The following is a 22,500-nucleotide window of genomic DNA, read 5'->3' as shown; positions in this document are numbered from 1 at the left end:
GCGAACACCGGCAAAGCCGGTGCCATCCACCGCGTCGCTTGCTTCGTGGCTATAGCCGCTCCCCCAGGCTGCGCGTCGGCCGCCTGATCAGTACAGGTTCGGCTCCATCTCCAACTCGACCCCGAAGCGTTCGAGGATATCCGCCTGGATCCGCCGCGCCAGCCCATGCAACTGTGCCCCGCTCGCCTGGCCGTAGTTCACCAGCACCAGCGACTGCAAGCGGTGCACGCCGGCATCGCCATCGCGATAGCCTTTCCACCCCGCCTGCTCGATCAGCCAGCCAGCGGCCAGCTTCACCTGGCCATCGGCCTGGGGATAGGCCACCACGCCAGGATGCGCGGCACGAATACGCTCGGCCAACGCGGCAGGTACCACAGGGTTCTTGAAGAAGCTCCCGGCATTCCCCAGCTCGGCCGGATCCGGCAGCTTTTCCCGACGAATGCTGCAGATCGCGTCGCTGATCGCCTGCGCGGTTAGCTGCTCGACGCCCTGCTCCGCCAGGCGTTGACGCACCGGACCATAGTCCAGGTGTGCCTGCAAGGTACGGTTCAAGGCAAAGCGCACGCGCAGGATCAGCCAGCGCCCGGGGTTGCGCTTGAACAGGCTGTCGCGATAGCCGAACGCGCAGTCCTCCAGCGAGAAATCGTGCAACTCGCCGGTCTCGCGGTCCAGCGCGGTCAAGCCGGCGAATACGTCCTTGATCTCCACGCCATAGGCGCCGACGTTCTGCATCGGTGCAGCACCCACGGTGCCAGGGATCAGACTGAGGTTCTCCAGCCCGCACAAGCCCTGCGCAAGGCTCCACTGCACGAACGGATGCCAGGGCTCGCCGGCCTCGGCCTCCACCACCACCCGCTCGCCATCATCGCTGAGCAGGCGCCGGCCACGGCTGGCCATGTGCAGCACCAGGGCCTCGACATCACGGGACAGCAGCAGGTTGCTGCCACCGCCGATCACCAGCACCGGCACCTGGCGCTCGGCGGCCTGGGCCAGTGCCTGGCGCGCCTCTTGGTCATCATGGGCCTGGGTAAAGAAGCGAGCACTGACATCGATGCCGAAGGTATTGTAGGGCTTGAGCGACACCCGCTCCTGCCAGTGCGCCGTCATAACCGCCCCTTGATTTCCACGACCAGCTCGCGACAGGCCACCTCGATCAGGTCCAGGACCTGCTCGAAACCTTCGGCACCGCCGTAGTAAGGGTCCGGCACTTCCTCCAAGGCCGCTCCATAGCGGCGCAGGAACAGGTCGAGCTCGCCCTTGGCGTTGTGCGGGCGCAGCGCCTGCAGGTTGCCCAGGTTGCTCTTGTCCATGGCCAGGACCAGGTCGTACTCATTGAAATGCCCCGCCTTGACCTGCTGCGCGCGCTGACGCGACAGGTCATAGCCACGGGCCAAGGCAGCCTTGCAGGTGCGGCTGTCGGGCGCCTTGCCGACATGCCAGTCGCCGGTACCGGCAGAGGCTACCTGCACCACATCACCCAGGCCCGCGGCCTCGAGTTGGTGACGCAACACACCTTCGGCGGTTGGCGAACGGCAGATATTACCGAGGCAGACGAACAGGACGCGCATCAAGCCTCCAGCAAGCGCCGTACGCGCTCCAGATCTTCAGGGGTATCCACACCCACAGCCGGTGCTTCGATGGCGTCGGCGACATGGATGCGCACGCCGTGCCACAGAGCGCGCAGCTGCTCCAGCGATTCGGTCTGCTCCAGCCAGCACGGGCCCCAGGCGACGAAGTCCTGGAGGAAGCCCACGCGGTAGGCATACATGCCGATATGGCGGCGGTAAGGCACGCCCTCCGGCAGCTGGTCGCGGTTTTTGGCGAAAGTGTCGCGGGCCCAGGGCAGCGGCGCGCGGCTGAAGGTCAGGGCCAGGCCGTGCTTGTCGCTGACCACCTTGACCGCGTTGGGGTTGAAAATGGTTTCCGGGGCGTGGATCGGCTCGGCCAGGGTGGCGATACTGGCTTGCGGATGCGCGGCCAGGTTGGCCGCCACCTGATCGATGATCACCGGGGGAATCAGCGGCTCGTCGCCTTGCACGTTGACGATGATGGCGTCGGCGGCCAACCCCAACTGGACGGCGACTTCGGCCAGGCGATCGGTGCCCGACTCATGCTCGGCGCGGGTCAGCAGCACCTCGGCGCCGAACGCCTGGCAGGCCTCGACGATGCTGGCATCGTCGGTGGCGATGACCACCCGCGCGGCGCCGCTCTTGCGCGCCTGCTCCCACACATGCTGGACCATCGGCTTGCCGGCGATCGGCAGCAATGGCTTGCCCGGCAGGCGCGTGGAACGCAACCGGGCGGGAATCACCACGGTGAAGTCCAGGCTCATTTGTCCAGGCGCTCTTCGTCGGTCAGGGTACGCGCCTCGCTTTCCAGCATCACCGGGATGCCGTCGCGGATCGGGTAGGCCAGGCCCGCGCCCTTGCTGATCAGCTCGGTCTTGTCGGCGCTGAGCTTGAGCGGGCCCTTGGTGATCGGGCAGGCCAGGATATCGAGCAGTTTGGTGTCCATGGAGGTTTCCTTGAGGCCAATGGCCGGAAAATGAAAAAGGCTCAGGGCCGGGGACGGCCGGGCAACAGGCGGTCGAGCTGGGCGTCGAACCAGGCGCTGAACGCAGGTGACGGCACGGCATCGACGGCCAGGTACCACCAGTCGTCGGCGGCGAATGGCCGGCATTTCACCGCGTCCTTCTCGGTCATCACCAATGGCAGCGAGGGGCTGAACGACAGCACCTCGCGACTGTAGGGCGCATGGTCGGCGAAGGGATGCGGCACCGGCTGCCAGTTTAGCCCCAGCAGGGTATTGAAGAAACGTTGCGGGTTACCGATACCGGCCACGGCGTGCAGCGCCTGGCCGGCAGGGAACAGGTCGAGGTCGCGGCGCTCGCCGCTACGCAGGTTGATCAATGCCGAAGGCTGCAGGCGGAAGGCGAAACCATCGTCGCGGTCGGCCTCGGCGCCGTTGAACAGCACCGCGTCCGCCTCACCCAGACGCTCGGCGGGCTCGCGCAGCGGGCCGGCCGGCAGGCAACGGCGATTGCCCAGGCCCCGGGCGGCATCGATCAACACCAGTTCCAGGTCACGGGCCAGCCGGTAATGCTGCATGCCATCGTCACTGAGGATCAGGTCGGGCGCGTCACTGGCCAGCAGCGCCTGCACGGCGCGGGAGCGGTCTGGGTCGATCATCAGCGGCACACCGGTGCGCTGGACGATCAGCAAGGGTTCGTCACCGGCCTGCCCAGCCGCCTGCTCGGCGGCGACACGCCAAGGATAGTGCGGCGGCTTGGCGCCATAACCACGGCTGACCACGCCGACCTTGAGCCCCTGGCGACGGCAGTGTTCGATCAGCCAGAGGATCATCGGTGTCTTGCCGGTGCCACCCACAGTGATGTTGCCCACCACGATCACCGGCACCGGAGCGCGGTAGCTGGCGCTCTGGCCACTGAGAAAACGCGCGCGCTTGCCCATAACCACCTTTCGGTACAGGGCTTCCAGCGGACGCAACAAGGCCAGGGCCGGGTGCCCGGCGTACCAGGCAGCGAGCAGACGGTCGGCGAAGGCCATCAGGGATTGCCCTGCGCGGCCTCGACGGTGGTCATGCGCAACTTGCTGAAGCCGAGCTTGCCGGCCGCATCCATTGCGGTGACCACGGCCTGGTGCGGGGTCTTGCCGTCGGCGCTGATGGCCAGCGGCAGGGTGATGTCGCCACCGGACTCTTTTTCGAGCGCCTCGGTCAGGGTGGCCAGGTCGCTCTTGGGCAGCAGGTGGTTGTTCACCGAGTACACGCCATCGGCGCTGATGGTGATTTCCACCAGCTTGCCCTGGTCGGCCGGCGGCTGCTCGGCGCTGCTGGCCTCGGGCAGCTCGACGCGCAACTGGGTCTCGCGGGTGAAGGTGGTGGTGACCACGAAGAACAGCAGCAGCACGAACACCACATCGATCAACGATGCCAGGTTGATATCGACGTTCTCGCGCTGACGGTTGCGCCGGAACTTCACGCCTTGCCTCCGGCCACTTCCACTTCACGGTCGCCCTGCAGCACTTCCACCAGCTTGATCGCCTCCTGCTCCATGCCCACTACCAGCTCATCGATGCGGCGCAGCAGGAAGCGGTGGAAGAATACCGCCGGGATACCGACCATCAGGCCGGCCGCGGTGGTGACCAGAGCCTTGGAAATACCGCCGGCCAGCACCGCGGCATTGGCGGTCATCTGCGAGCCCATGAAGGCGCTGAAGATGTCGATCATGCCCAGCACGGTGCCCAGCAGGCCCAGCAAAGGGGCCATGGCGGCGATGGTGCCGAGGGTGCTGATGTAGCGCTCCAGCTCGTGGATGACCCGCGAGGCGGCCTCCTCGATGCACTCTTTCATGATTTCGCGGCCATGGCGCGAGTTGGCCAGGCCCGCGGCGAGGATCTCGCCCAGCGGCGAATCGGCGCGCAGGGCCTTGAGCTTGTCACTGGTCAGTTGCTTGTCCTTGATCCACATCCACACCTGACCCAGCAGGTGCGGCGGAGTGACACGGCTGGCACGCAGAGTCCACAGGCGTTCGACGACGATCGCCATGGCGGCGATGGAGCTCAGGATGATCGGCAGCATCATCCAGCCACCAGACTTGACCAATTCCCACACAGTAAGCATCCCCTCGGAAAAAGGCCGCCACTCTACCATAGGCAAGCCCAGGCCTCATCTGCCGGAGGTCAGGGAAATCCTGGGTTGGCCTGGCGAGCTCCAGGGCTGCTTTGCAGCCCCCGGCTCAATCCTCGATAGAGCGCCAGAACCGCCGCTGCCCACGCACGCCCTCAACCTCACCATGATTCCCCAGCACCAACCGCAACGCCCCCTCCACCGCCGTGTCATGCACTACCACCCCATGTCGCCGATACCGTTCGATTACCTGCGCATGAGGATGCCCGAAGCCATTGTGTCGCCCACGGGAAATCATCACCCCCCGCGGTACCAGCGCCTTGATGAACGGTTCTGTGGACGATGTGCGGCTGCCATGGTGCGGCGCCTGCAACCAATCGATCCGCAGGTCCTCGCTAGCCGCCAGCCAGGCCCGCTCCGCGCCGGCCTCCATGTCGCCCGCCAATAGCAGGCGCTCGCCATTGGCAACCACCCGCAGCACACAAGAGCGATCGTTGCTCGAAGCCCCCTGAGCCCACTGCCACAGCTCGAAGTCGACGCCATCCCATTGCCAGCGCTCGCCACTGGCGCAGCGCTGCGCGGGCGCAAGCCCCGCTACCTCGCCCGCCATTACCCGCTTGACCGGCAGACCCCGCCTCAAGGCCCCGGCTCCGCCAGCGTGATCGGCGTGGCCGTGGCTGATCAGCATCAGGTCCAGCTGTTTCACCCCCAACCGGCGCAAGGTCGGCAGCACCACGCTGTCACCCAGGTCGCTAGCGCCCAGGGCCGGCCCAGCGTCATACAGCAGCGCGTGCCGGCGGGTACGCAGCAGCACCGCCAACCCTTGCCCCACATCAAGCAGCCATACTTGCACCTGACCATGGGGCACCTGCTCACGCGGCGCCCACAGCGCCAGCAACAGCACCGCGCCCGGCATGCGCAAAGGCACGCCGCGCGGCAGCAATACCAGCAGCGCGCCCAGCGCGACCAACAGCCAGGCCCACAACGGCAAAGGCTCGGGCACCCAGGCGGGCAGGCGCCGCGCGCCCCACGCCAGGCACTGGAACAGGCCATCCAGGGCAAGCCCTGCCAGCCACAACATGCCCTCCCCCAGCCAAGGCACCGCCAACATGGCCGTGCCCAGCAACGCCAGTGGCAACACAGCCAGGCTGATCCAGGGCACCGCCAGCAGATTGGCCAACGGCGCCGTCAGGCTGATCGGCAACCCCAGCGCCAGCAGCAACGGCAACAACCCCACGGCAATCACCCACTGCGCTCGCGTCCAGGCCTGCCACGGCCGCCAGCCACCAAGACGGGCCGAGAAGCACAACACCAGCACCGCCACCGCGGCGAACGACAGCCAGAACCCTGGCAGCAAACTGGCCAGCGGCTCGATCAGCAAGACGCCCAGCAGTGCCAGCAACAGCGCCAGCCCCGCCCCCAGATGGCGAAAGCGCAGGCGCCAGAGCAATACCACGGCCAGCATCAGACACGCCCGTTGCACGGGCACGCCAAACCCGGCCAACCAGCCGTAACCCAGCGCAGCCGCCATCGCCAAGGCGCAAGCCCAGGGCAGCCAGGGCAGGCGCGATGGCCAGGCCCCCAGGCGCGCAAGCCCGGCCACCAGGCCATACATCAGCCCGGCCAGCAAACCGATGTGCTGACCGGAAATGACCAACAGATGCACGGTGCCGGTGGCCTGCAGGACCTGCCAATCCTGACGCGCCAACCCTCCCCCATCACCGAGCACCAAGGCCACCAGCGCCGCTTCTCGCCCCTGGGCGTCCACGGCCAGCAGGCGCTGGCGCAGGGCATCACGCCAGCCGGGCGGCGCCGCGCCCAGACGCTCGCCGGCCTTGACCGTGCCAGTCGCGCCGATGCGCTGCGCCAGCAACAAGGCTTCGCGATCCGGGCCATGGGGATTGAGCAAGCCCGCGGGCCGGCGCAGGTTGACCGCCAGCCGCCAACGTTCGCCGGCGCGCAACTCGGGGCCGGCGAACCAGCTCAGCTGCAAACGCTTGGGCAACGCGGCCCGGCGTGACAGTGGCTGCGCCAGCTCGAAACGTACACCCTGCTCGGTGCGCGTCGGCAACCCCACCACCCGCCCTTCCAGCCACAGGGTTCGACCTTCCAGCGCGGGGGCCAGGCGATCATCCAACGCCTGCTGCGCCGACCAGCAGGCCCAGCACAGGCCCAGCACCCAACAACCGAGCGGCCAGCCCCGGCTGCGCAGGCACGCCAGGCCGCACAGCAACAGGGCCAACAACCATCCGTCCGGCGGCAATGCCGGGAGAAATCGCAGACTCAACAGCCCGAGGGCGAACGCCAGCATCCCTGTGCGCATGAGATAGAGCTCCAGAAACGAAAAACGCCCCTGAGGCTTAGTCGATTGGGAGGGAAATCCTGCTAATCAATTGTCACAAACTCTGAACGAGGCTGCGCTTCAATCAAGGCATACTGACGCCCTTCAACCCCGCCGGGAGCCCACATGCCGCGCCGTCTGTTCAAACGCTACATGCCGGACCCGACCAGCATCCGCGAACACAAGTCCTTACGCTTTTTCGGCACGCTGTTGCACGATCCCAACCTCTGGCACCTGAATCGCCATTCGGTGGCCCGGGCCATGGGTGTCGGTCTGTTCGCCGCGCTCATCCCCATTCCCATGCAGATGCTGCTGGCCGCCGCGCTGGCCATTCCGGTGCGCGGCAACCTGCCGATCGCGGTGAGCCTGGTGTGGCTGACCAACCCGCTGACCATGCCACCGGTGTTCTTCGTCACCTACATGACCGGCGCCTGGCTGATGCAGGTACCGCCGCGCACGTTGCCCGAGGAGATCACCGTCGACTGGGTCACCGACCAGCTGGCAACGATCTGGCAACCGTTCCTGCTGGGCTCGGTGGTGTGCGGAGTGGTGCTCGGCATACTCGCCTACTTCACCACCATGGGCTACTGGCGCTGGTGGGTGGGCCGGCAGTGGCGCCGGCGCCAGTGCCGCTGTGCCCTCCCCCGCAGCTCAGGCACGCATGCCGCGACCGCTGACCAGCAGGCGCACGCACAGCACATAGAGCAAAGCGGTGGCCACCAGCATGAAGCTGATCGCCGTGCCAATACTGATGTCCGACACCCCTAGGATGCCGTAGCGGAACGAGTTGACCATGTGCAGCACCGGGTTGGCCAGCGACACGGTCTGCCAGAACGGCGGCAGCAGGTTGATCGAATAGAACACCCCGCCCAGGTAGGTCAGCGGCGTCAGCACGAAGGTCGGGATGATCGAGATGTCGTCGAAGTTGCGGGCGAACACCGCGTTGACGAAGCCCAGCAGCGAGAAGATGGTCGCGGTCAGCAGCACCACGACGATGGTCACGCCCAGGTGATGCACCTGCAAGTGGGTGAAGAACATCGAGAGAATCGTCACGATCACTCCCACCGCCAGCCCGCGCAGCACGCCGCCCAGCACATAGCCGACGAGGATGGTGTGCGGCGATACCGGCGATACCATCAGTTCCTCGATGGAGCGCTGGAACTTGCTGCCGAAGAAGCTCGACACCACGTTGCCATAGGAGTTGGTGATCACCGACATCATGATCAGCCCCGGCACGATGTACTCCATGTAGGTGAAACCGCCCATGTCACCGATCTGCCGGCCGATCAGGTTCCCGAAGATCACGAAATACAGAACCATGGTGATCGCCGGCGGCAGCAGGGTCTGCGGCCAGATCCGCAAAAAGCGCCGCACTTCGCGGTAGACAATGGTGTTCAGGGCGACCCAGTTAGTGCGCAGTTCCACACTCATACGGCCACCTTCGACAGGTTCTTTTCCACCAGGGACACGAACAGCTCCTCGAGTCGGTTGGTCTTGTTGCGCAGGCTCTGCACCTCGATCTGCTTCAGCGCCAGCTGGCCGAACAGCGCGGTGATGCCGATGTCCTTGTCCACCTGCACCTCAAGGGTATGCGGGGTGATCAACCGGCACGGGTAGCCCTGTAGCTCAGGCGCGGCAGGCAGGTCGTGCTTGAGGTCGAGGACGAAGGTCTCGACATGCAGCTTGCCCAGCAACTGGCGCATGCTGGTGTTCTCGACGATGGTGCCGTGGTCGATGATGCCGATGTTGCGGCACAGCTGCTCGGCCTCTTCGAGGTAGTGGGTGGTGAGGATGATGGTGATGCCTTTCTGGTTGAGCTCGGTGAGGAAGCTCCACATCGAACGGCGCAGCTCGATGTCCACCCCGGCGGTGGGCTCGTCGAGGATCAGCAGGCGCGGTTCGTGGATCAGCGCTCGGGCGATCATCAACCGGCGCTTCATGCCGCCGGACAACGAGCGCGACTGCACATCACGCTTGTCCCACAACCCCAGTTGCGTGAGGTATTGCTCGGCGCGCTCCTTGGCCAGCTTGGGCGGGATGCCGTAGTAGCCGGCCTGGGTCACGACGATGTCGAAGGTCTTCTCGAACTGGTTGAAGTTGAACTCCTGGGGCACCACGCCCAGGCAGCGCTTGAGCGCCGCAGGCTCGCGGTCCAGGTCGTGGCCGAACACGTTGACCGTGCCGCTGGTCTTGTTCACCAGGGTCGAGAGGATGCCGATGGTGGTGGATTTGCCCGCGCCGTTAGGGCCGAGCAAGGCGAAGAAGTCGCCTTCGGAGACGTCCAGGTCGATGCCCTTGAGGGCCTGGAAACCGTTGCCGTAGGTCTTGGTCAGCTGTCGAATGGACAGGGCGGAACTCATAGCGGGTCAGGTACCGAAAAAAAGGTTCAGGACACGCCAGGCGAAGTCACTGGCGCAGTGCGTGCGGCCATGGTGCAAGGGCTGGCCGCACAAGTACAGTCACATCTATTGATAATGACTATCGAAGTGCCCTCAGGTCAGCGCGGTCATTACCGCCGCCTGGTAGGCCGGGCGCTGCTTGAGGCGTTCATACCAGGCTTCGAGGTGGTGCATGGCCGGGCGTTCGATGGGCATTTCGAACCAGGCATAGATGAAGCTGCCCAGGGGAATGTCGCCCATGCCGATCTGCTCGCCGGAGAGGTAGGGCTGCTTGGCCAGGGTCGCGTCGGCGATGGCCAGCAACTCGGCGCACTGCTTGTGCGCGGCGTTGATCGCCACCCAGTCGCGCTGCTCCTCGGGGGTGCGCAGCATGCCCCAGAACAACGGGCGGAATGGCCCGGCCAAGGACGAGGTGTTCCAGTCCATCCACTTGTCGGCCAAGGCGCGCTGGCGCGGATCCTCGAGGTACCAGCCCTGCTCGGCCCCATATTCGGCGCACAGGTAACGGACGATGGCGTTGGATTCCCACAGCACCAGGTCGCCATCTTCGAGCATGGGCACCAGGCCATTGGGGTTGCGGGCACGGTAGTCGGGCTCGTTGACCACGCCAAAGGCGCCACCGGCGTCGATGGCCTCGAAGTCCAGGCCCAGCTCATGGGCAATCCACAACGCCTTGCGTACATTGCTCGAATTCTTGCGACCCCAGATCTTCAGCATGGCAACGTCCTTATGTATGCGAGAGGTCGGACAGTCTACTCCACGAAGTGGAGAGTGCCAGTGAAACCGAGGGGCTGCTGCGCAGCCCTTTCGCGGCACAAGGCCGCTCCTACAGGGACACGCGCACTCCTGAGCGACCTTGCCGAGGCGTCGAACCGGTCGGAAAGCGGCCGCAGGATCCATCGACAGTCACCGAACGAACTCCCAACGCCCCGCCCTGTCATTTCCTAGGCAGGCCATCTGCCCCAGCGCGTCTAAGCTCTGTGGATTGGCCATCCGCCCCGCTTCCAAGGAGGAAGAATCATGTTGCTGTTGTGGTTGCTGGTCCTGGTGCTAGGCGCCGCGTATCTCCTGCATCGGCGCCTGGCGCCCTTGCAGATCCTCGCGGCGATCGCCGCCTACACCCTGCTCATGGGCCTGTTCAGCAGCGCGCCGGGCTGGCTGCTGACGCTGATCTGGGTGGTGATCGCCCTCAAGGCCGCCTTCTTCGTCCTGCCGGAGATGCGCCGCAAGTTGTTCACCACGCCGATGTTCAGCTGGTTCCAGCGCACCCTGCCGCCAATGTCGCAGACCGAGCGCGAAGCCATTGACGCCGGCACCGTGTGGTGGGACGGCCACCTGTTCAGCGGACGCCCCGACTGGAACACCCTGCTCGGCTACGACGCGCCCAAGCTGAGCGAGGAAGAACAGGCGTTCATCGACGGCCCCACCGAGCAGCTGTGCGCCATGGTCAGCGACTGGCAGATCGGCCAGGACCTCGACCTGCCGTCGCAAGCCTGGGACTTCATCAAGCAGCACGGCTTCTTCGCCCTGATCATCCCCAAGGAATACGGTGGCAAGGGCTTCTCGGCCTATGCCCATTCCCAGGTGGCGATGAAACTGGCCACCCGCAGCGGCGACCTGGCCTCCACGGTGATGGTGCCCAACTCCCTGGGCCCGGCCGAACTGCTGCTGCACTACGGCACCGACGAACAACGCAACCACTATCTGCCACGCCTGGCCCGCGGCGAAGAGATCCCCTGCTTCGCCCTCACCGGCCCGCTGGCCGGCTCGGATGCCGGCGCCATGCCCGATACCGGCATCGTCTGCAAGGGCCAGTGGCAGGGCGAGGAAGTCATCGGCCTGCGCCTGAACTGGGAAAAGCGCTACATCACCCTGGGCCCGGTCGCCACCCTGCTCGGCCTGGCGTTCAAGGCCTACGACCCAGACCATCTGCTGGGCGAGCAAGAAGACCTGGGCATCAGCCTGGCGCTGATCCCCACCGACACCCCCGGCGTCGAGATCGGCAGGCGCCACCTGCCGCTGGGCGCGGCATTCATGAACGGTCCCAACAGCGGCAAGGACGTGTTCGTCCCGCTGGATCTGCTGATCGGCGGCCAGGCCATGCTCGGCAAGGGCTGGATGATGCTGATGAACTGCTTGTCGGTGGGCCGCTCGATCTCCTTGCCGGCCGTGGGCACGGGCGCGGCCAAGTACACCAGCCTGGTCACCGGCCAGTACGCGCGCGTTCGTGAACAGTTCAACGTGCCGCTGGCGGCCTTCGAAGGCATCCAGGAATCCCTGGCGCGCATCGGCGGCAACGCCTGGCTGATGGACAGCGCCCGCCTGCTCACCGCCAAGGCCGTGGACCTGGGCGAAAAGCCCTCGGTGCTGTCGGCGATCCTCAAGTACCACCTCACCGAGCGCGGCCGCGAATGCATCCAGCACGCCATGGACGTGCACGGCGGCAAGGGCATCATCATGGGCCCGAACAACTACCTGGGCCGCAACTGGCAAGGCGCGCCGATCTTCATCACTGTCGAAGGGGCCAACATCCTCTCGCGCAACCTGATGATCTTCGGCCAGGGCGCGATCCGCTGCCACCCGTTCGTGCTTAGGGAAATGGCCCTGGCCGGGCGCGAGGACCACGACCAGGCGTTGAACGAGTTCGACGACCTGCTGCTGCAGCACATCCTGTTCGCCGCCGGCAACGCCGCCAGCACCTTGGTGCTGGGCCTGGGCCTGGGGCATTTCGAGAAGGTTCCGGGCGATGCTTTGAGCCAGGGTTACTTCCGCGCGCTGAACCGCCAGGCGGGGGCGTTTGCCCTGCTGGCCGACCTGTCGATGATGCTACTCGGCGGCGCGCTCAAGCGCCGCGAACGCCTGAGCGCCCGGCTGGGCGATGTGCTCAGCTACCTGTACCTGTCCAGCGCCGCGCTCAAGCGCTACCACGACCTCGGCTCGCCCGAGTACCTGCGCCCGTTGCTGCGCTGGGCGCTGGAGGAAAGCCTGGGCCAAGCGGAAAAGGCTCTCGATGCACTGCTCGACAACTTCCCCAACCGTTTCCTGGGCTGCGCCCTGCGGGTGCTGGTGTTCCCGTTCGGTCGTCGGCATACCGGGCCCAGTGATGAACTGGATGCCGAGGTAGCGGCGCTGATCGGCCGCAGCAAGGGCGACCCGGCACTGGAAGAGCTGCTGGCGGGCTGCTTCAGGCCTCAAGCCGACGGCGACCCGGTGGCCGCGCTGCAGACAGCCTGCGACCTGCTGGACGATGCTGCCCCGCTGCACAAGGCGCTGCATCAGGCGGTCAAGGAAGGCAACGTGCAGGCGGCACCAGGGCAGTCGCTGATCGACGCCGCCATCGAAGCCGGCGTATTGCAAGCGGAGGAAGGTCAGCGCCTGCGCCAGGCTGAGCAGGCACGGCGGGTGGTGATCGATGTGGATGCGTTCGACAAGGCAGTGCTGCTGCCCGAGGCTGGCAAAGTGCGCTGAGCATTCGTCGACCGCATCGCGGGGCAATTCCGCTCCCACAGGCTATTGACGCAACGCGGCGGTGCGCCGATGCGACTTGCCCCGCGATAACGCCAGTACAGGCTACTGCGCTGCCAGCCTGTACAAAACCGGCGTATACTCCGCCCCCCCGTTTCAACCACCGAGGAGCGCCGCCATGGCCAACCCCCACCTGGAATACCACCTGCAACTGCTCCACCACCTGCGCACCATCCTGGCCGCGCTGGGGGAAGCCGAACAGGTCCCGGAGGAAAGCCACGCCCTGTTCCTCGAGCGCTTCGACGAACTGCTCACCCTGCTGCCCCAGGACCCGCTGCAAAGCCAGTACCTGGGCCAGGACCTGATCTGCCAGGTGATCCAGCGCTACCCGCAGATCGCCCACCTGGTGCCGCGCGACTTGCTGTGGTTCTTTGCCGGCGACTGCCTGCATTTCATGCCGGATGAAGAGCTGGCCTTGTACCAGGAACTGGAAGAACGTCGTTACCTTGCTGAGCAACGAGGTGAAACCTTCGAATGGCACCTGGAAAAGCAACGTGCCCAGCGCGCAAACGGAGATACGTCTCACTGACAGGAAAATGCCCATGGCACTACGTGGCGTGCCATGGGCTTCTGGCTCATCACTGGTTGTGTCTGCTTAATTTCCCCAGCAGTTGAACAATATTCACATAATCAGTGCTCTATTCTTACACAGGACAGCTTGCCTCCCACTTGCCCTGACCCTGTCTTCCACTCCAATCTTAGCCCGGGGCCAAGTATTGTCCCCGCTGGTTTCTCGTGGGCATCACTGAGCAGTATTTCGTTAAGCGTTGTTGGGCTTTGCGTTGTACGCACCATGAAGGCGAAATTACCAACATCGGAGGAACAGTCGGGGGAATCGTAAAAAGTGACGAGCACCGCGGACGGCACCCCGTCTATTTTAAAATAATAGGCTTCATCACTGGGTAGTGATGTACAGGTCTTGCCGGAGCCAAATCTGTACACCTCGTTCACTCCCGCTATAGGCTGGAGCGAGCAAGACCTCCTCAACTCTTTATCGTAAATTATGACATTCCCTTCTACACGCTGACCCCCGACTGTATTTTCGTGCGGAAGCTGGGTACCTGAAGCAGCTGCCAGCGCCGTACTCAACAGCATTGTTACACTCAATACTATATATTTCATCGCCATCACTCCTGCCCCTGCGACACTGTCGTTTCAGCCAACGGCCCCGCCGGCGAAGTACTGATGCGCGTTCCTCCATCGCGGGTCTTGAGCGCGGTCAATTCATCGCCCAGATAGAAACGCTGCTCTTCATCCGCGGCCATCAGAATGTTTTGCGGATTATAGAGGTACGAGGCAATTGCTTTTCCACCCTCGCTCACGGACAACAACTGATTAAGCGCGTTGTACGTGAGCGCACGCCCCTGCTCATCGACAACCAGGTTGCCATTTCCGTCATACTCCAGAACAATTTCCTCCGGGTAGCCGTTCAACGTGCGCGCCGTCGAGCCTGTGGCTTTATTGGTGATTCTGCTCAACTGCGCCGGGTCCTTGCCCTCGAAATGATAGGTCGCCGTATTTGAGCCACCGACAAACACAGTCACCACCTTAGTGATATTGTCCAAGGCATCGAAGGTGAACTGCTGCCCGGTAATATAGTTGCCATAAGGGTCTTGTGGCTGGTAGGGGTCGTTGTCAATATTACGGCCGGTGAAGGTATATTTCTCCAGGCGCTGGCGCTTGTCGTACTCATAATCCTCGACCCGCAGGTTCACGCCCCCCTCGGACAACGTACGCTTCTTCATTGCGTCCACGTCATCGTAGGTCTGTGCCAGCGTCTGCACCATCGACCCAGCCGTGAACTTGCGCTCGGTCTCACGATCGAACTCGTCGTACGTCAACTCGGTGGCCAGTGACTGCCCAGCCTCACGGTCATGCGTGGTGTGCGACTTGAGCTGCCCAAGTTCGTAGTAGGTAAAGTCAGTTTCCAGCAACACCTTGCCGGTCTTGTCCTTCAACGTGGTCTTTTGCAACTGCCCGGTAGGGTAGTAGTCGTTGGTCTGGATTTGGCCCAGGACATCGGTGTAGCTGAGCAAGCGCCCTCGGTGGCTGTAAACATAGTGCTGGGCTTGCGATTCACCTATCGGTGGAGCGCCTTCATCACCATTGGCGTGCTGTGTCCAGGTTTCGCTTTTGATCTGGCCAGTCTGGTAATACTTGCGCTCGAGCTTCTGCCAGGGACGCTCACTTTCCGGCGGCATGGTCCAGCCGTTCAGGCGTGCATTCTTCTTGTCGTAGTCGTAGACCACCGCAAGCCCGCCAGCAGTGGCGCCCAGCACGCGCGATACGGGGTTCTCGCTGAGCTTGAGCTCATAGGTAAAATGAATCTCGCCTTCCGGCGTTGTCATGATCTTGGCTTTTCGTACACCCGCATCATAGACATACGTCTGCTCCCGACCTCCAGTTATGGACACTACTATCCTGCCCAACCCATCGAAGCCCCGGGTACCCAGCTCCTTCGCTTCGGCCACGGCGGATTCCTGCACGGTGATACTGATCGGCAGGTCCTCACTGCTGTGATCTGCATATTTTCGCGTGACGAGGGCGCCGTCAGGCAGTGTCGTATCGAGGTTTCGATTGAAGTGGTCATAGGCAAACTTCGTAGTCCGCTTGACCGTATCGCCCACGACCTGCTCAACCAGCCGACCGAGACCATCGTGGCCATTGACCTGCAGGCTGAGCCGGCGATTGCCCAGATCGCGCCGCTCAATCCGAGCCGGCTCGTCGAACCGATTGAACCAAGTCTCGGTAACGCCGGTTTTCTTCGGATTCGCTCCAGTGCCTTCCTCTCGCCACGTCAGCACTCGCCTGCCCTTGCTCTCAGCCGTGCCGACCGGATCGGTCTCTTCGACTAGCTTGACGTTGTCGGGCCCCGTCACCGCGCGCTGCTGGCCCCGGATGTCGTACTCGAATGTCGATTTCAGGGGCACAAGAGTCTTCTCATGCCAGTCGTACTCGGTCTGCTCTGTCAATTGCCCAAGCGTGTTGTAGACGGCGGTGTACAGCAAACGGAAGTTGCCAGCGTCAAAGTCCTTGTCCTGGCGCTCTTCCTTCACCACACGATTGAGGCCGTCAAGCGTGGTAAGGGTGATGACCTCGTTGACATCCTGCCGGGTCTGCTGCGCCTGATCGCCGAGTTTGCTGCACAAGGTGTAGGTGTAATGGCGTGTCGCCTTGAAGGCGTCATCGTCAGGTGCCACGGTTTCGGCCGTTACCCGGCGCAACTGATCGTACTCGTAGTGGATCTGCACATCGTTGTCGTCGGCATTGAGCACCGGCTCGCCGGTAAGCAGCGAATGGGTCAATGTCATGGTCTTCTGCCGCGACTCCTCCGGGCTGCCGTCCTCCTTGTGGTCCCACCCGGTCACGGTCTGGAAGGTCGTCAGCAGAGGCTCGTCATCGAGCAACTTGCGCTGCAGAAGCTTGATCCTGCGTTGCAGTGCCTTGACGTGCGCCGGGAGATCCACCGGTGCGCTGACACGCTTGCCCGGTGCTTCCTCGCAGTCATAGCAGTAGGCGGTGACGGTGGGCTTGCCGTTGAGGGTGACGGTTTCGGACTCTACCCTGCCATGGGTCTGGGACTGGGAGGGCGTATCGAAATAGGCGTAATCGGTCGCCTGCACCCCATCGCCCGATTCGGTCTCACTCAGCGACAGCACCTCGCGCTTGATCCGGTGCCAGGATTTTGGCCCGTTACCGGGCAGCGCAGCGGCCTTCTCGTAGCTGTAGTGCTGGTACAGCGTCGGCGCATCCTTGTGCGCGGCGGTAGGGTCGGGAATCCGTGCGGTGCGTTTCAGGCGTGGCGTGAAGTAGTTGGGGTCGCGCGGATCGGCGCCCTCGCCGCCGGTCGCATACCACTCGTAGGCCTTGGTCAGGCCAAGCACCGGCTTGTCGATGCGTGGATCGCCATGCACCTGAGCCTCGCTCTCCAGGTTGCCGTCTGGCTTGTACAGGCGGATGTCCCCTTCGAGGTAAGACATGCCGCTGTTGCGCTTCCAGGTGCGCGTGGTGATCCCCGGCAACTGGCAATAGGCGTGGTCCTCATGGAAATAACCGCCGTTGCTGTAATAAGCCGTTTCAGTCATTTCGGTGGAGGTGACTTGGGTCTTGGTATCGGTGTGGGTGGTCTCCTCGCGGGCCAGCAGGTGGAAACGGTTGTACTCGCGCTCGATCTTGTGCTCCTCGCCCTGCTTCGTGCGTGTCTCGGTCGAGCCGTAGGCGTAGGTGCCCACCGAACTGAACAAGTAGTCCAGGCCATAGTCCGGCTTGTTGTGGGTCAGGTTGGCACCCAGGAAGTTGTTGCCCGCCCTGTACCCATTGCCCTTGCTCAGCGCATAGGCATAGACAATGGTCAAGGTGTCGTGTTGCCCGCTGCTGGGCTTGATGACATGCTGCAAGACCCGGGGCAGGTAACCGCCCCCGGCTTTCTCGGGCACGCGATGATGATTGCTGGCAACGCGGCTGTGGGTGATGACCTCATTGGCGCCGATGGGCGTATCCACTTCCTTGATGACGTGTAATTTTTCGATCTCCTCATACTGGTAACGCCAGGACGCCGCCTCCGTGGTGGGCAGCACCACGCGGCTCACGCGCTTGAGGTTGTCCAGCTGCAGGTGGTAGCTGGCCTTGGCGTTGCCACTGTCGTTGGGGTTGAGGTGGATGTCGAGGCCATCGGTCTGGCGGTCGATCCGCAGCACGACCTTGTCGTTGTGATCCTTGATCAGCGCCAGGCGGGGGTGAATCTTGTTGTCTTTGTCCCTGAACTGCAGGTATTCAAGCTTGAGCACGTGGCCTTTGTCGCCATAGACCTCTTGCGGCAGGGCCAGATCACTGCCGGGCTGCTTGACCAGGCGTTCTACCAGGCCCGAGCGGTGTACCAGGCGGTAGTTACCGCCACCCTCGTCGAAAAGCCGGAAGTCATCGATTTTCTGCTCGCGCATCAATAACCGGCTGCCCTCCGAGCCGGTGCGGCGGAAGCTGCCGCCGCTGTGCGCCGAGATGACCTGGGTGGCGGTGTCGTACTGCGACAGCTGCAGGTTCCAGCCGAGCCCGTAACCGGAGTCGAACGGGTTGAGGGGGCTGAAGAACAGCGCCAGGGGCAGGTCGGGGCCTTGCAGGGCATTGACCTTGGCCTCGAGCAGGCTGATGGAAACCGTGTACTGGCCCGTGCGCGGGTCGACACCGCCTTGCAGATAGCCCATGAAGTTGAAGGCGTTGGAATGCAAAGAAGTACTGGTGGACATCGGTCGAGGCTCCTTTATGAACCCTATCCTGGCACTGGCTAGGGTCTGTATGAAAAGTCTTGAGACGAAGGTCAGGCAAGGCGAAAACAGCCGAGGAACGGTCGGAGTCGCGTACGACTTTACGGGTTGTAAATGAGCATTCCGAGGCTGTTTTCAACGCAGCATCACCGAGTATCAAGGCTTTTCGTACAGAGCCTAGTGTCCTGTTTCGGAGATATGTTCTCTTTTGGCGAGTGGCAACGCGGGCCGGGCGCCCAAGACGCCGCCAAAAGTGAACAGCTTATTTCCGAGACAGGACAATAGCTGTCGGGTACGTGATTGGGTGCGAGATTACTGTCAGTGATCTCGAAGGGGTACCTGGTAAATTTACCAGTTTTCACAGAGTAATTTCTACCGTAAAACAGCCTCATCGAGACATGTCGGCGCCGAGCCGAATAGAATGTAGGAGCTTTTTATGGAACGTCTAGCGACTTTTAACGCCCCTGATCTGCAGCAGTTGGTTCAAGTGTATCCTCGCTTGGACGAACAAGTCGTTGTTCCGTGTTGTCTGGATATTCGTGAGAATCGCGAAGTGAGTCCACCCAGGCCTCGGTTGACGCTAGATCTTAATGAAGTCGAAGAGAACCTTCCTGTTGCCGTCATGCCTTATCTCGGCATGGCAGCAGGCGATCAGTTAATTCTGATGCTCGAGGCATATCCCTATGAGGGGGATCCGTTTACGCCGAAAGAATTTACGGAAAACATAGGTGGCGAGGACGTGGCAAAGCCAGTGCTGTTCAAAGTGCCGCGTAGCAACTTTGAGCAGCCGATTGATCTGGTGGGCTGTTATGTCGGGTTGTTTGTTCGCTTGATTCGTGACGAAGTAGAGATAGCGTCTTCGTTGATTCAGAATATTTTTATTGAGCGTGGGGCAAAGGAATCACATTTTTTGCGAGCGCCGCACTTCAAGGATGTCACCCAGCACACGCTGTTTGCCGATGAATGGGTAGACGCTGTCGCCCTGATAGCCTCCGACGCTGGTGAGGCAAAGCTCGGTGATAGCGTTGTCGTATTTGACGCGGACGATGGTGTGGCGACTTGGGCGAGGCTTGGACCAGTACCGTCAGGAGCCCCGTTGCAACTCAAGGTGCCTGCAAGTTGGCTTGGCGCTAACACAGGTAGGCGGTCGTTGAGGATTCAGTATGCTGGCGCCAATCGTTCTTTTAGAACGCATGCGTTGCTGTTCAATGTGGAAAGTACGCGAACGCTTGAGGACCCAATAGCTTCAAATGTCCAGAGTTTCCGGCTATTAAGGATGGGGTACGAGGTCCGCGTGCCTATCAGTGACGCTACCTCGAACACTCCGATAGTTGTACATCTTGGGACTGTAACAGGCTCAGGGGCGGAAACAGTCAGAACCAGCTTTGCAGAATCCACGGCGTACGCGGTGCGAGAAAATTATTTTGTGTTTTACTTTAGTCCGAAACAGCTGGGCGTTTTATTGGAAAGGCCGGAGGTGAAGGCCTATTACTCGGTGGGCGTGGGTGAGCGTGTCTATTCAGGTGAAACGCCAGTCACGTTCAAGGTGTCGGGCGACGATATAGCAAACAATTTCCCTAGGATACAGGTCCCGGCTGCCGGCGGCAGCAAAGGTTTATCACTTGCGCGTTTGGATGGGAACAACGTGGATGTCAAGATCGGCGCTTGGCCGCTGATGGCGCCGGGTCAACTTGTGTGGATAAGGGCGTATATAAGCGATCGCCAATACGATTTGGTGAAAAGGCCGGTCACGGAGGATGATCTTAAAGATGAAAGCATCGGTGGCAGTCTGAGTTATTTGGCTATCGATCAGCAGAAAGGCAAGACCATTCGTTTTACATGTGAAGTGAATTTCGATAATGGCGAAGGTAGGTACTTTAGCTTTACTGATGTTGACATCGTGATAACTGAGTAGTGAGGTGGGTGTGGCTAATTTGTACAAGCTGATCGAATGGTTAAAGATCAAGAGTCGCGTGTTCAGCTGGGATGTTGTGGCAGCCTTGCACGCCGGTAAAGTGAATCATCTACTTGAACATGTCTACATAAAGAGCTTCACCGATGGCAGCTACTTGCCCACTTTTTCTGCACCGGTAGTGGTCAATGGCGTATTGACCTATTACATGCATGACTTTTTATTGGACTGGCCACGCCTGTCGTTTGCTGACCGGGGGCTTGATGACTCGCGCGCGCGCTTGAACATGGTCGTCATTGCTGGGCGCCTGGTGACAATTTCTGCTATCCCCAATGGTTGGCAAGTCTACAGCCTGGAGGCGATTACGCCGTTGCATGGGCCAGTGCTCACGCTTGATGTATTGTTGAAAGAGGCGGGTGGGCTGATCGAAGAAGATGGCCGTCTGTTGTTGGATCTGAGTAATAGTGAAAATTTTTCGATAGATATTGATGATGATGAAGAGGTTCGCATCATTAGTGGCGATCTGTTCAAGGCACTGTTCAAAAAACTGGACCCCGCACAGCGCGCCTACGTCTTGGGGCAACTAAATAACGATGCGCCAGAGCACTTGCGTCCCTACTCGTTTGCCTTGCGTACTCAGTTTGACGATGAGCATGACGGCGAACAGGCTGGCGCGGTGGTGATTTTCATCAGCCTCAAACCTGATCATAAAGGGGAGCCCCCGCACAGTGGGGCTGGCTTCCAGTATCTGCTACCCAGCGATTATCCGGATTACGATGCGACGGTGTTGCTCAGCACGCGCAGGGTCATGCTGTTGGCCCTGGTACCGCTGCTGCAGAAGCGCTTCGGATCCTCGCCGAGGATTTGTTATAACGATGAGTTACTGGGTTGGCTGGCGGTACCCGACGCCTATATTGAAATGGATCCGCTCGAAGACTCTATTGATCAAGGTGTTTTGGGGTGGGATATATGGGTCAGTATCAATACGCCGCCTGGAAAACTGAAAGACGCCGCCCATGTGCCTTCCTTGCAGCGCGCAGACGACTGTAAGGACCAGGATTTCGTCATTGCCCTGACGGAAACAGGGGCGGACCTGACCTGGAACATCGATGTCAGCATCCAGATTGACATGATGGGGGGGCGCAGTGATGCAGATGCCAAACGTACGTATTCACATACGCTCAGGTACCAGTACACCACTCATTACAAGGTTGTGGATGTTGTGGATGAAATACCTGCAAGGGTGGTGCGTGAAGATGGCGTATTCGAAGCGCCCGATGCAGCGCAATTCGATCGGGAGCTCATGGCCTATCTTGAAAAGATATATAGGTACAACCACGATCCCGATCCGTCAGGAAGCGCACTGGCGGTATTGAGTCGCTGTACTGCTCACATGAAGGACTATGCCCGGAAGGCAGTGGCCAACCTTGATGAGCAGATGCTGATCGATACGCCGGTCAATGAATGGGTCGACAGCCTGATCGAGCTCGGCTTCGGTGAATCCATGCTCGGGATCCTTACTCGCGGACCTTGCGATGTGGCGCGCTTCGCGCAGGTGAACGTGGCGGCGGATGCGCCGAAGGTATCACCGGCATGGCCGATCATTGGCAGCGGCGCACAACGGCAGTTCGAGGCGCAGAGCAAATCGGGGGTGACGTGGGATGTCGAACCAGTAATACCAGGGCCAGCGTTAGGCCGCATCGACGAGCGATCCGGGCTTTACACCGCGCCTTCGCCCGACCAGCTCAAGGACTCCTTGTGGCGTGAGCGGATCAAGGCCACCACGGCAACCGGCGCGGTGAGCTACAGCCTGGCCACGGTGATCCGAGAAAACCTGTTGATCTCGCCGCTTGTTCGATTCTGTAAGCCAGGCGATGAAATACCGCTGGTCGCCAGCGCGGCGACGGCCAACCCCGATACGCTGCGGTGGACCGCGCAAGCCGGCCAGTTCGCTTTGGCCACAGGTAAAACGGTCAAGTACACCGCACCCGCCAAGGGCAGGCAGGCGTACGTGATCGACCCGGTAGTGGTAAGCGACCCCGTGTCCGGCGCTACCTTCACGGCTTATCTGATCACCCTGATGAGCAACCCGCAGACAATTCAGGTGAAGGTCGATCAATCTGCAGGGTCAGCGGAACTGAGCGTTCCAGGCCACGAGCTTTATCCCGAAGATGAAGTCGAATGGGCAGTGAAGGGGCCTGGGTGTGTCGTTGCTGTCGATGGCGAGGTGAGGGCGACGTACCAACCGGACCCCGCCTCGGATGCGCCATTCGCTCTGGTCGAGCTCGAAATCAGAGAATACGACGCCAAGCGTCCGGCCAGTGAACCAATACGGGTACGCGGCGTGGTCATCCTGCCTCTGCCGTTACATCGCTATGCCTTGCCTGAATAAGTCTGCTCAGGCGTGAACGAGGA

At 62.0% G+C, this 22,500-nt stretch carries 18 protein-coding genes; 5 read left to right on the top strand and 13 right to left on the bottom strand.

The annotated features are described in order from the left end of the window. Nucleotides 1-87: 87 nt before the first annotated feature. The 8 genes from murB to HU772_RS07445 form a co-directional block, all read right to left on the bottom strand. Complete coding sequence (murB, locus tag HU772_RS07480; protein ID WP_186662360.1) at nt 88-1,107, bottom strand: UDP-N-acetylmuramate dehydrogenase; 1,020 nt, start codon at nt 1,105-1,107, stop codon at nt 88-90. Further along, a complete protein-coding gene (locus tag HU772_RS07475; protein ID WP_186662361.1) occupies nt 1,104-1,568 on the bottom strand; it encodes a low molecular weight protein-tyrosine-phosphatase in 465 nt (154 codons plus the stop codon). The genes murB and HU772_RS07475 overlap by 4 nt, the downstream gene beginning before the upstream one ends. Continuing rightward, nucleotides 1,568-2,332 (bottom strand): 3-deoxy-manno-octulosonate cytidylyltransferase, encoded by a 765-nt coding sequence (kdsB, locus tag HU772_RS07470; protein ID WP_186662362.1) that lies wholly within the window; start codon nt 2,330-2,332, stop codon nt 1,568-1,570. Before kdsB ends, HU772_RS07475 begins: the two co-directional genes overlap by 1 nt. Then, entirely contained in the window at nt 2,329-2,514 is a 186-nt protein-coding gene (locus tag HU772_RS07465; protein WP_011532874.1) for a Trm112 family protein, read from the bottom strand. The genes kdsB and HU772_RS07465 overlap by 4 nt, the downstream gene beginning before the upstream one ends. Nucleotides 2,515-2,555: 41 nt before the next feature. Beyond that, entirely contained in the window at nt 2,556-3,566 is a 1,011-nt protein-coding gene (gene lpxK / locus HU772_RS07460; protein WP_186662363.1) for a tetraacyldisaccharide 4'-kinase, read from the bottom strand. Then, nucleotides 3,566-4,000: an ExbD/TolR family protein gene (locus tag HU772_RS07455; protein ID WP_186662364.1), complete on the bottom strand. Its 435-nt coding sequence runs from the start codon at nt 3,998-4,000 to the stop codon at nt 3,566-3,568. Before HU772_RS07455 ends, lpxK begins: the two co-directional genes overlap by 1 nt. Further along, nucleotides 3,997-4,632, bottom strand: a complete 636-nt coding sequence (locus HU772_RS07450) for a MotA/TolQ/ExbB proton channel family protein (protein ID WP_028690976.1) — start codon at nt 4,630-4,632, stop codon at nt 3,997-3,999. Before HU772_RS07450 ends, HU772_RS07455 begins: the two co-directional genes overlap by 4 nt. 124 nt (nt 4,633-4,756) lie before the next feature. Beyond that, complete coding sequence (locus tag HU772_RS07445) at nt 4,757-6,970, bottom strand: DNA internalization-related competence protein ComEC/Rec2 (RefSeq protein ID WP_186662365.1); 2,214 nt, start codon at nt 6,968-6,970, stop codon at nt 4,757-4,759. Nucleotides 6,971-7,114: 144 nt separating this feature from the next. On the opposite strand from HU772_RS07445, the gene HU772_RS07440 reads away from it, so the two are divergent. Beyond that, entirely contained in the window at nt 7,115-7,756 is a 642-nt protein-coding gene (locus tag HU772_RS07440; RefSeq protein WP_186662366.1) for a DUF2062 domain-containing protein, read from the top strand. On the opposite strand, the gene HU772_RS07435 is transcribed toward HU772_RS07440, so the two are convergent. The 3 genes from HU772_RS07435 to HU772_RS07425 form a co-directional block, all read right to left on the bottom strand. After that, nucleotides 7,640-8,419: an ABC transporter permease gene (locus HU772_RS07435; protein WP_186662367.1), complete on the bottom strand. Its 780-nt coding sequence runs from the start codon at nt 8,417-8,419 to the stop codon at nt 7,640-7,642. The genes HU772_RS07440 and HU772_RS07435 overlap by 117 nt on opposite strands. Then, entirely contained in the window at nt 8,416-9,348 is a 933-nt protein-coding gene (locus HU772_RS07430) for an ABC transporter ATP-binding protein (protein ID WP_186662368.1), read from the bottom strand. Before HU772_RS07430 ends, HU772_RS07435 begins: the two co-directional genes overlap by 4 nt. A 132-nt stretch (nt 9,349-9,480) precedes the next feature. Beyond that, nucleotides 9,481-10,104 (bottom strand): glutathione S-transferase, encoded by a 624-nt coding sequence (locus HU772_RS07425; protein ID WP_186662369.1) that lies wholly within the window; start codon nt 10,102-10,104, stop codon nt 9,481-9,483. A 303-nt stretch (nt 10,105-10,407) separates the two neighbouring features. On the opposite strand from HU772_RS07425, the gene HU772_RS07420 reads away from it, so the two are divergent. Both HU772_RS07420 and HU772_RS07415 read left to right on the top strand, forming a co-directional pair. Further along, entirely contained in the window at nt 10,408-12,855 is a 2,448-nt protein-coding gene (locus HU772_RS07420) for an acyl-CoA dehydrogenase (protein WP_186662370.1), read from the top strand. 175 nt (nt 12,856-13,030) lie between these two features. Continuing rightward, nucleotides 13,031-13,441: a PA2817 family protein gene (locus HU772_RS07415; RefSeq protein ID WP_186662371.1), complete on the top strand. Its 411-nt coding sequence runs from the start codon at nt 13,031-13,033 to the stop codon at nt 13,439-13,441. Nucleotides 13,442-13,542: 101 nt separating this feature from the next. Here HU772_RS07415 and HU772_RS07410 read toward each other — a convergent pair whose 3' ends face one another. Next, entirely contained in the window at nt 13,543-14,034 is a 492-nt protein-coding gene (locus HU772_RS07410) for a hypothetical protein (RefSeq protein WP_186662372.1), read from the bottom strand. Between the two features lie 5 nt (nt 14,035-14,039). Beyond that, a complete protein-coding gene (locus HU772_RS07405) occupies nt 14,040-18,155 on the bottom strand; it encodes an RHS repeat domain-containing protein (protein WP_217858763.1) in 4,116 nt (1,371 codons plus the stop codon). Between the two features lie 454 nt (nt 18,156-18,609). Between HU772_RS07405 and HU772_RS07400 the strand changes: the two genes are divergently transcribed. Further along, nucleotides 18,610-20,088 carry a hypothetical protein gene (locus HU772_RS07400; RefSeq protein ID WP_186662795.1) on the top strand — a complete coding sequence of 493 codons (1,479 nt, stop codon included), beginning with the start codon at nt 18,610-18,612 and terminating at the stop codon, nt 20,086-20,088. Nucleotides 20,089-20,107: 19 nt separating this feature from the next. Continuing rightward, nucleotides 20,108-22,477, top strand: coding sequence for a hypothetical protein (locus HU772_RS07395; protein WP_186662794.1), 2,370 nt, complete (start codon nt 20,108-20,110; stop codon nt 22,475-22,477). Nucleotides 22,478-22,500: the final 23 nt, after the last annotated feature.

Origin of the sequence: Pseudomonas xantholysinigenes (genome assembly GCF_014268885.2) — a bacterium.
Classification (GTDB): Bacteria; Pseudomonadota; Gammaproteobacteria; order Pseudomonadales; family Pseudomonadaceae; genus Aquipseudomonas; species Aquipseudomonas xantholysinigenes.
Note: the sequence above shows the minus strand (reverse complement) of the source record. Positions and strands in the feature narration are given on the sequence as shown.

Bases quoted from the DNA above. Each gene is read 5' to 3' on its own strand.
- HU772_RS07400 (WP_186662795.1), top strand. From the start codon at position 18,610: ATGGAACGTCTAGCGACTTTTAACGCCCCTGATCTGCAGCAGTTGGTT.
- HU772_RS07410 (WP_186662372.1), bottom strand. From the start codon at position 14,034: ATGAAATATATAGTATTGAGTGTAACAATGCTGTTGAGTACGGCGCTG.
- murB (WP_186662360.1), bottom strand. From the start codon at position 1,107: ATGACGGCGCACTGGCAGGAGCGGGTGTCGCTCAAGCCCTACAATACC.
- HU772_RS07405 (WP_217858763.1), bottom strand. From the start codon at position 18,155: ATGTCCACCAGTACTTCTTTGCATTCCAACGCCTTCAACTTCATGGGC.
- HU772_RS07435 (WP_186662367.1), bottom strand. From the start codon at position 8,419: ATGAGTGTGGAACTGCGCACTAACTGGGTCGCCCTGAACACCATTGTC.
- HU772_RS07445 (WP_186662365.1), bottom strand. From the start codon at position 6,970: ATGCGCACAGGGATGCTGGCGTTCGCCCTCGGGCTGTTGAGTCTGCGA.
- HU772_RS07440 (WP_186662366.1), top strand. From the start codon at position 7,115: ATGCCGCGCCGTCTGTTCAAACGCTACATGCCGGACCCGACCAGCATC.
- HU772_RS07475 (WP_186662361.1), bottom strand. From the start codon at position 1,568: ATGCGCGTCCTGTTCGTCTGCCTCGGTAATATCTGCCGTTCGCCAACC.
- HU772_RS07420 (WP_186662370.1), top strand. From the start codon at position 10,408: ATGTTGCTGTTGTGGTTGCTGGTCCTGGTGCTAGGCGCCGCGTATCTC.
- HU772_RS07430 (WP_186662368.1), bottom strand. From the start codon at position 9,348: ATGAGTTCCGCCCTGTCCATTCGACAGCTGACCAAGACCTACGGCAAC.
- HU772_RS07465 (WP_011532874.1), bottom strand. From the start codon at position 2,514: ATGGACACCAAACTGCTCGATATCCTGGCCTGCCCGATCACCAAGGGC.
- lpxK (WP_186662363.1), bottom strand. From the start codon at position 3,566: ATGGCCTTCGCCGACCGTCTGCTCGCTGCCTGGTACGCCGGGCACCCG.
- HU772_RS07415 (WP_186662371.1), top strand. From the start codon at position 13,031: ATGGCCAACCCCCACCTGGAATACCACCTGCAACTGCTCCACCACCTG.
- HU772_RS07425 (WP_186662369.1), bottom strand. From the start codon at position 10,104: ATGCTGAAGATCTGGGGTCGCAAGAATTCGAGCAATGTACGCAAGGCG.
- kdsB (WP_186662362.1), bottom strand. From the start codon at position 2,332: ATGAGCCTGGACTTCACCGTGGTGATTCCCGCCCGGTTGCGTTCCACG.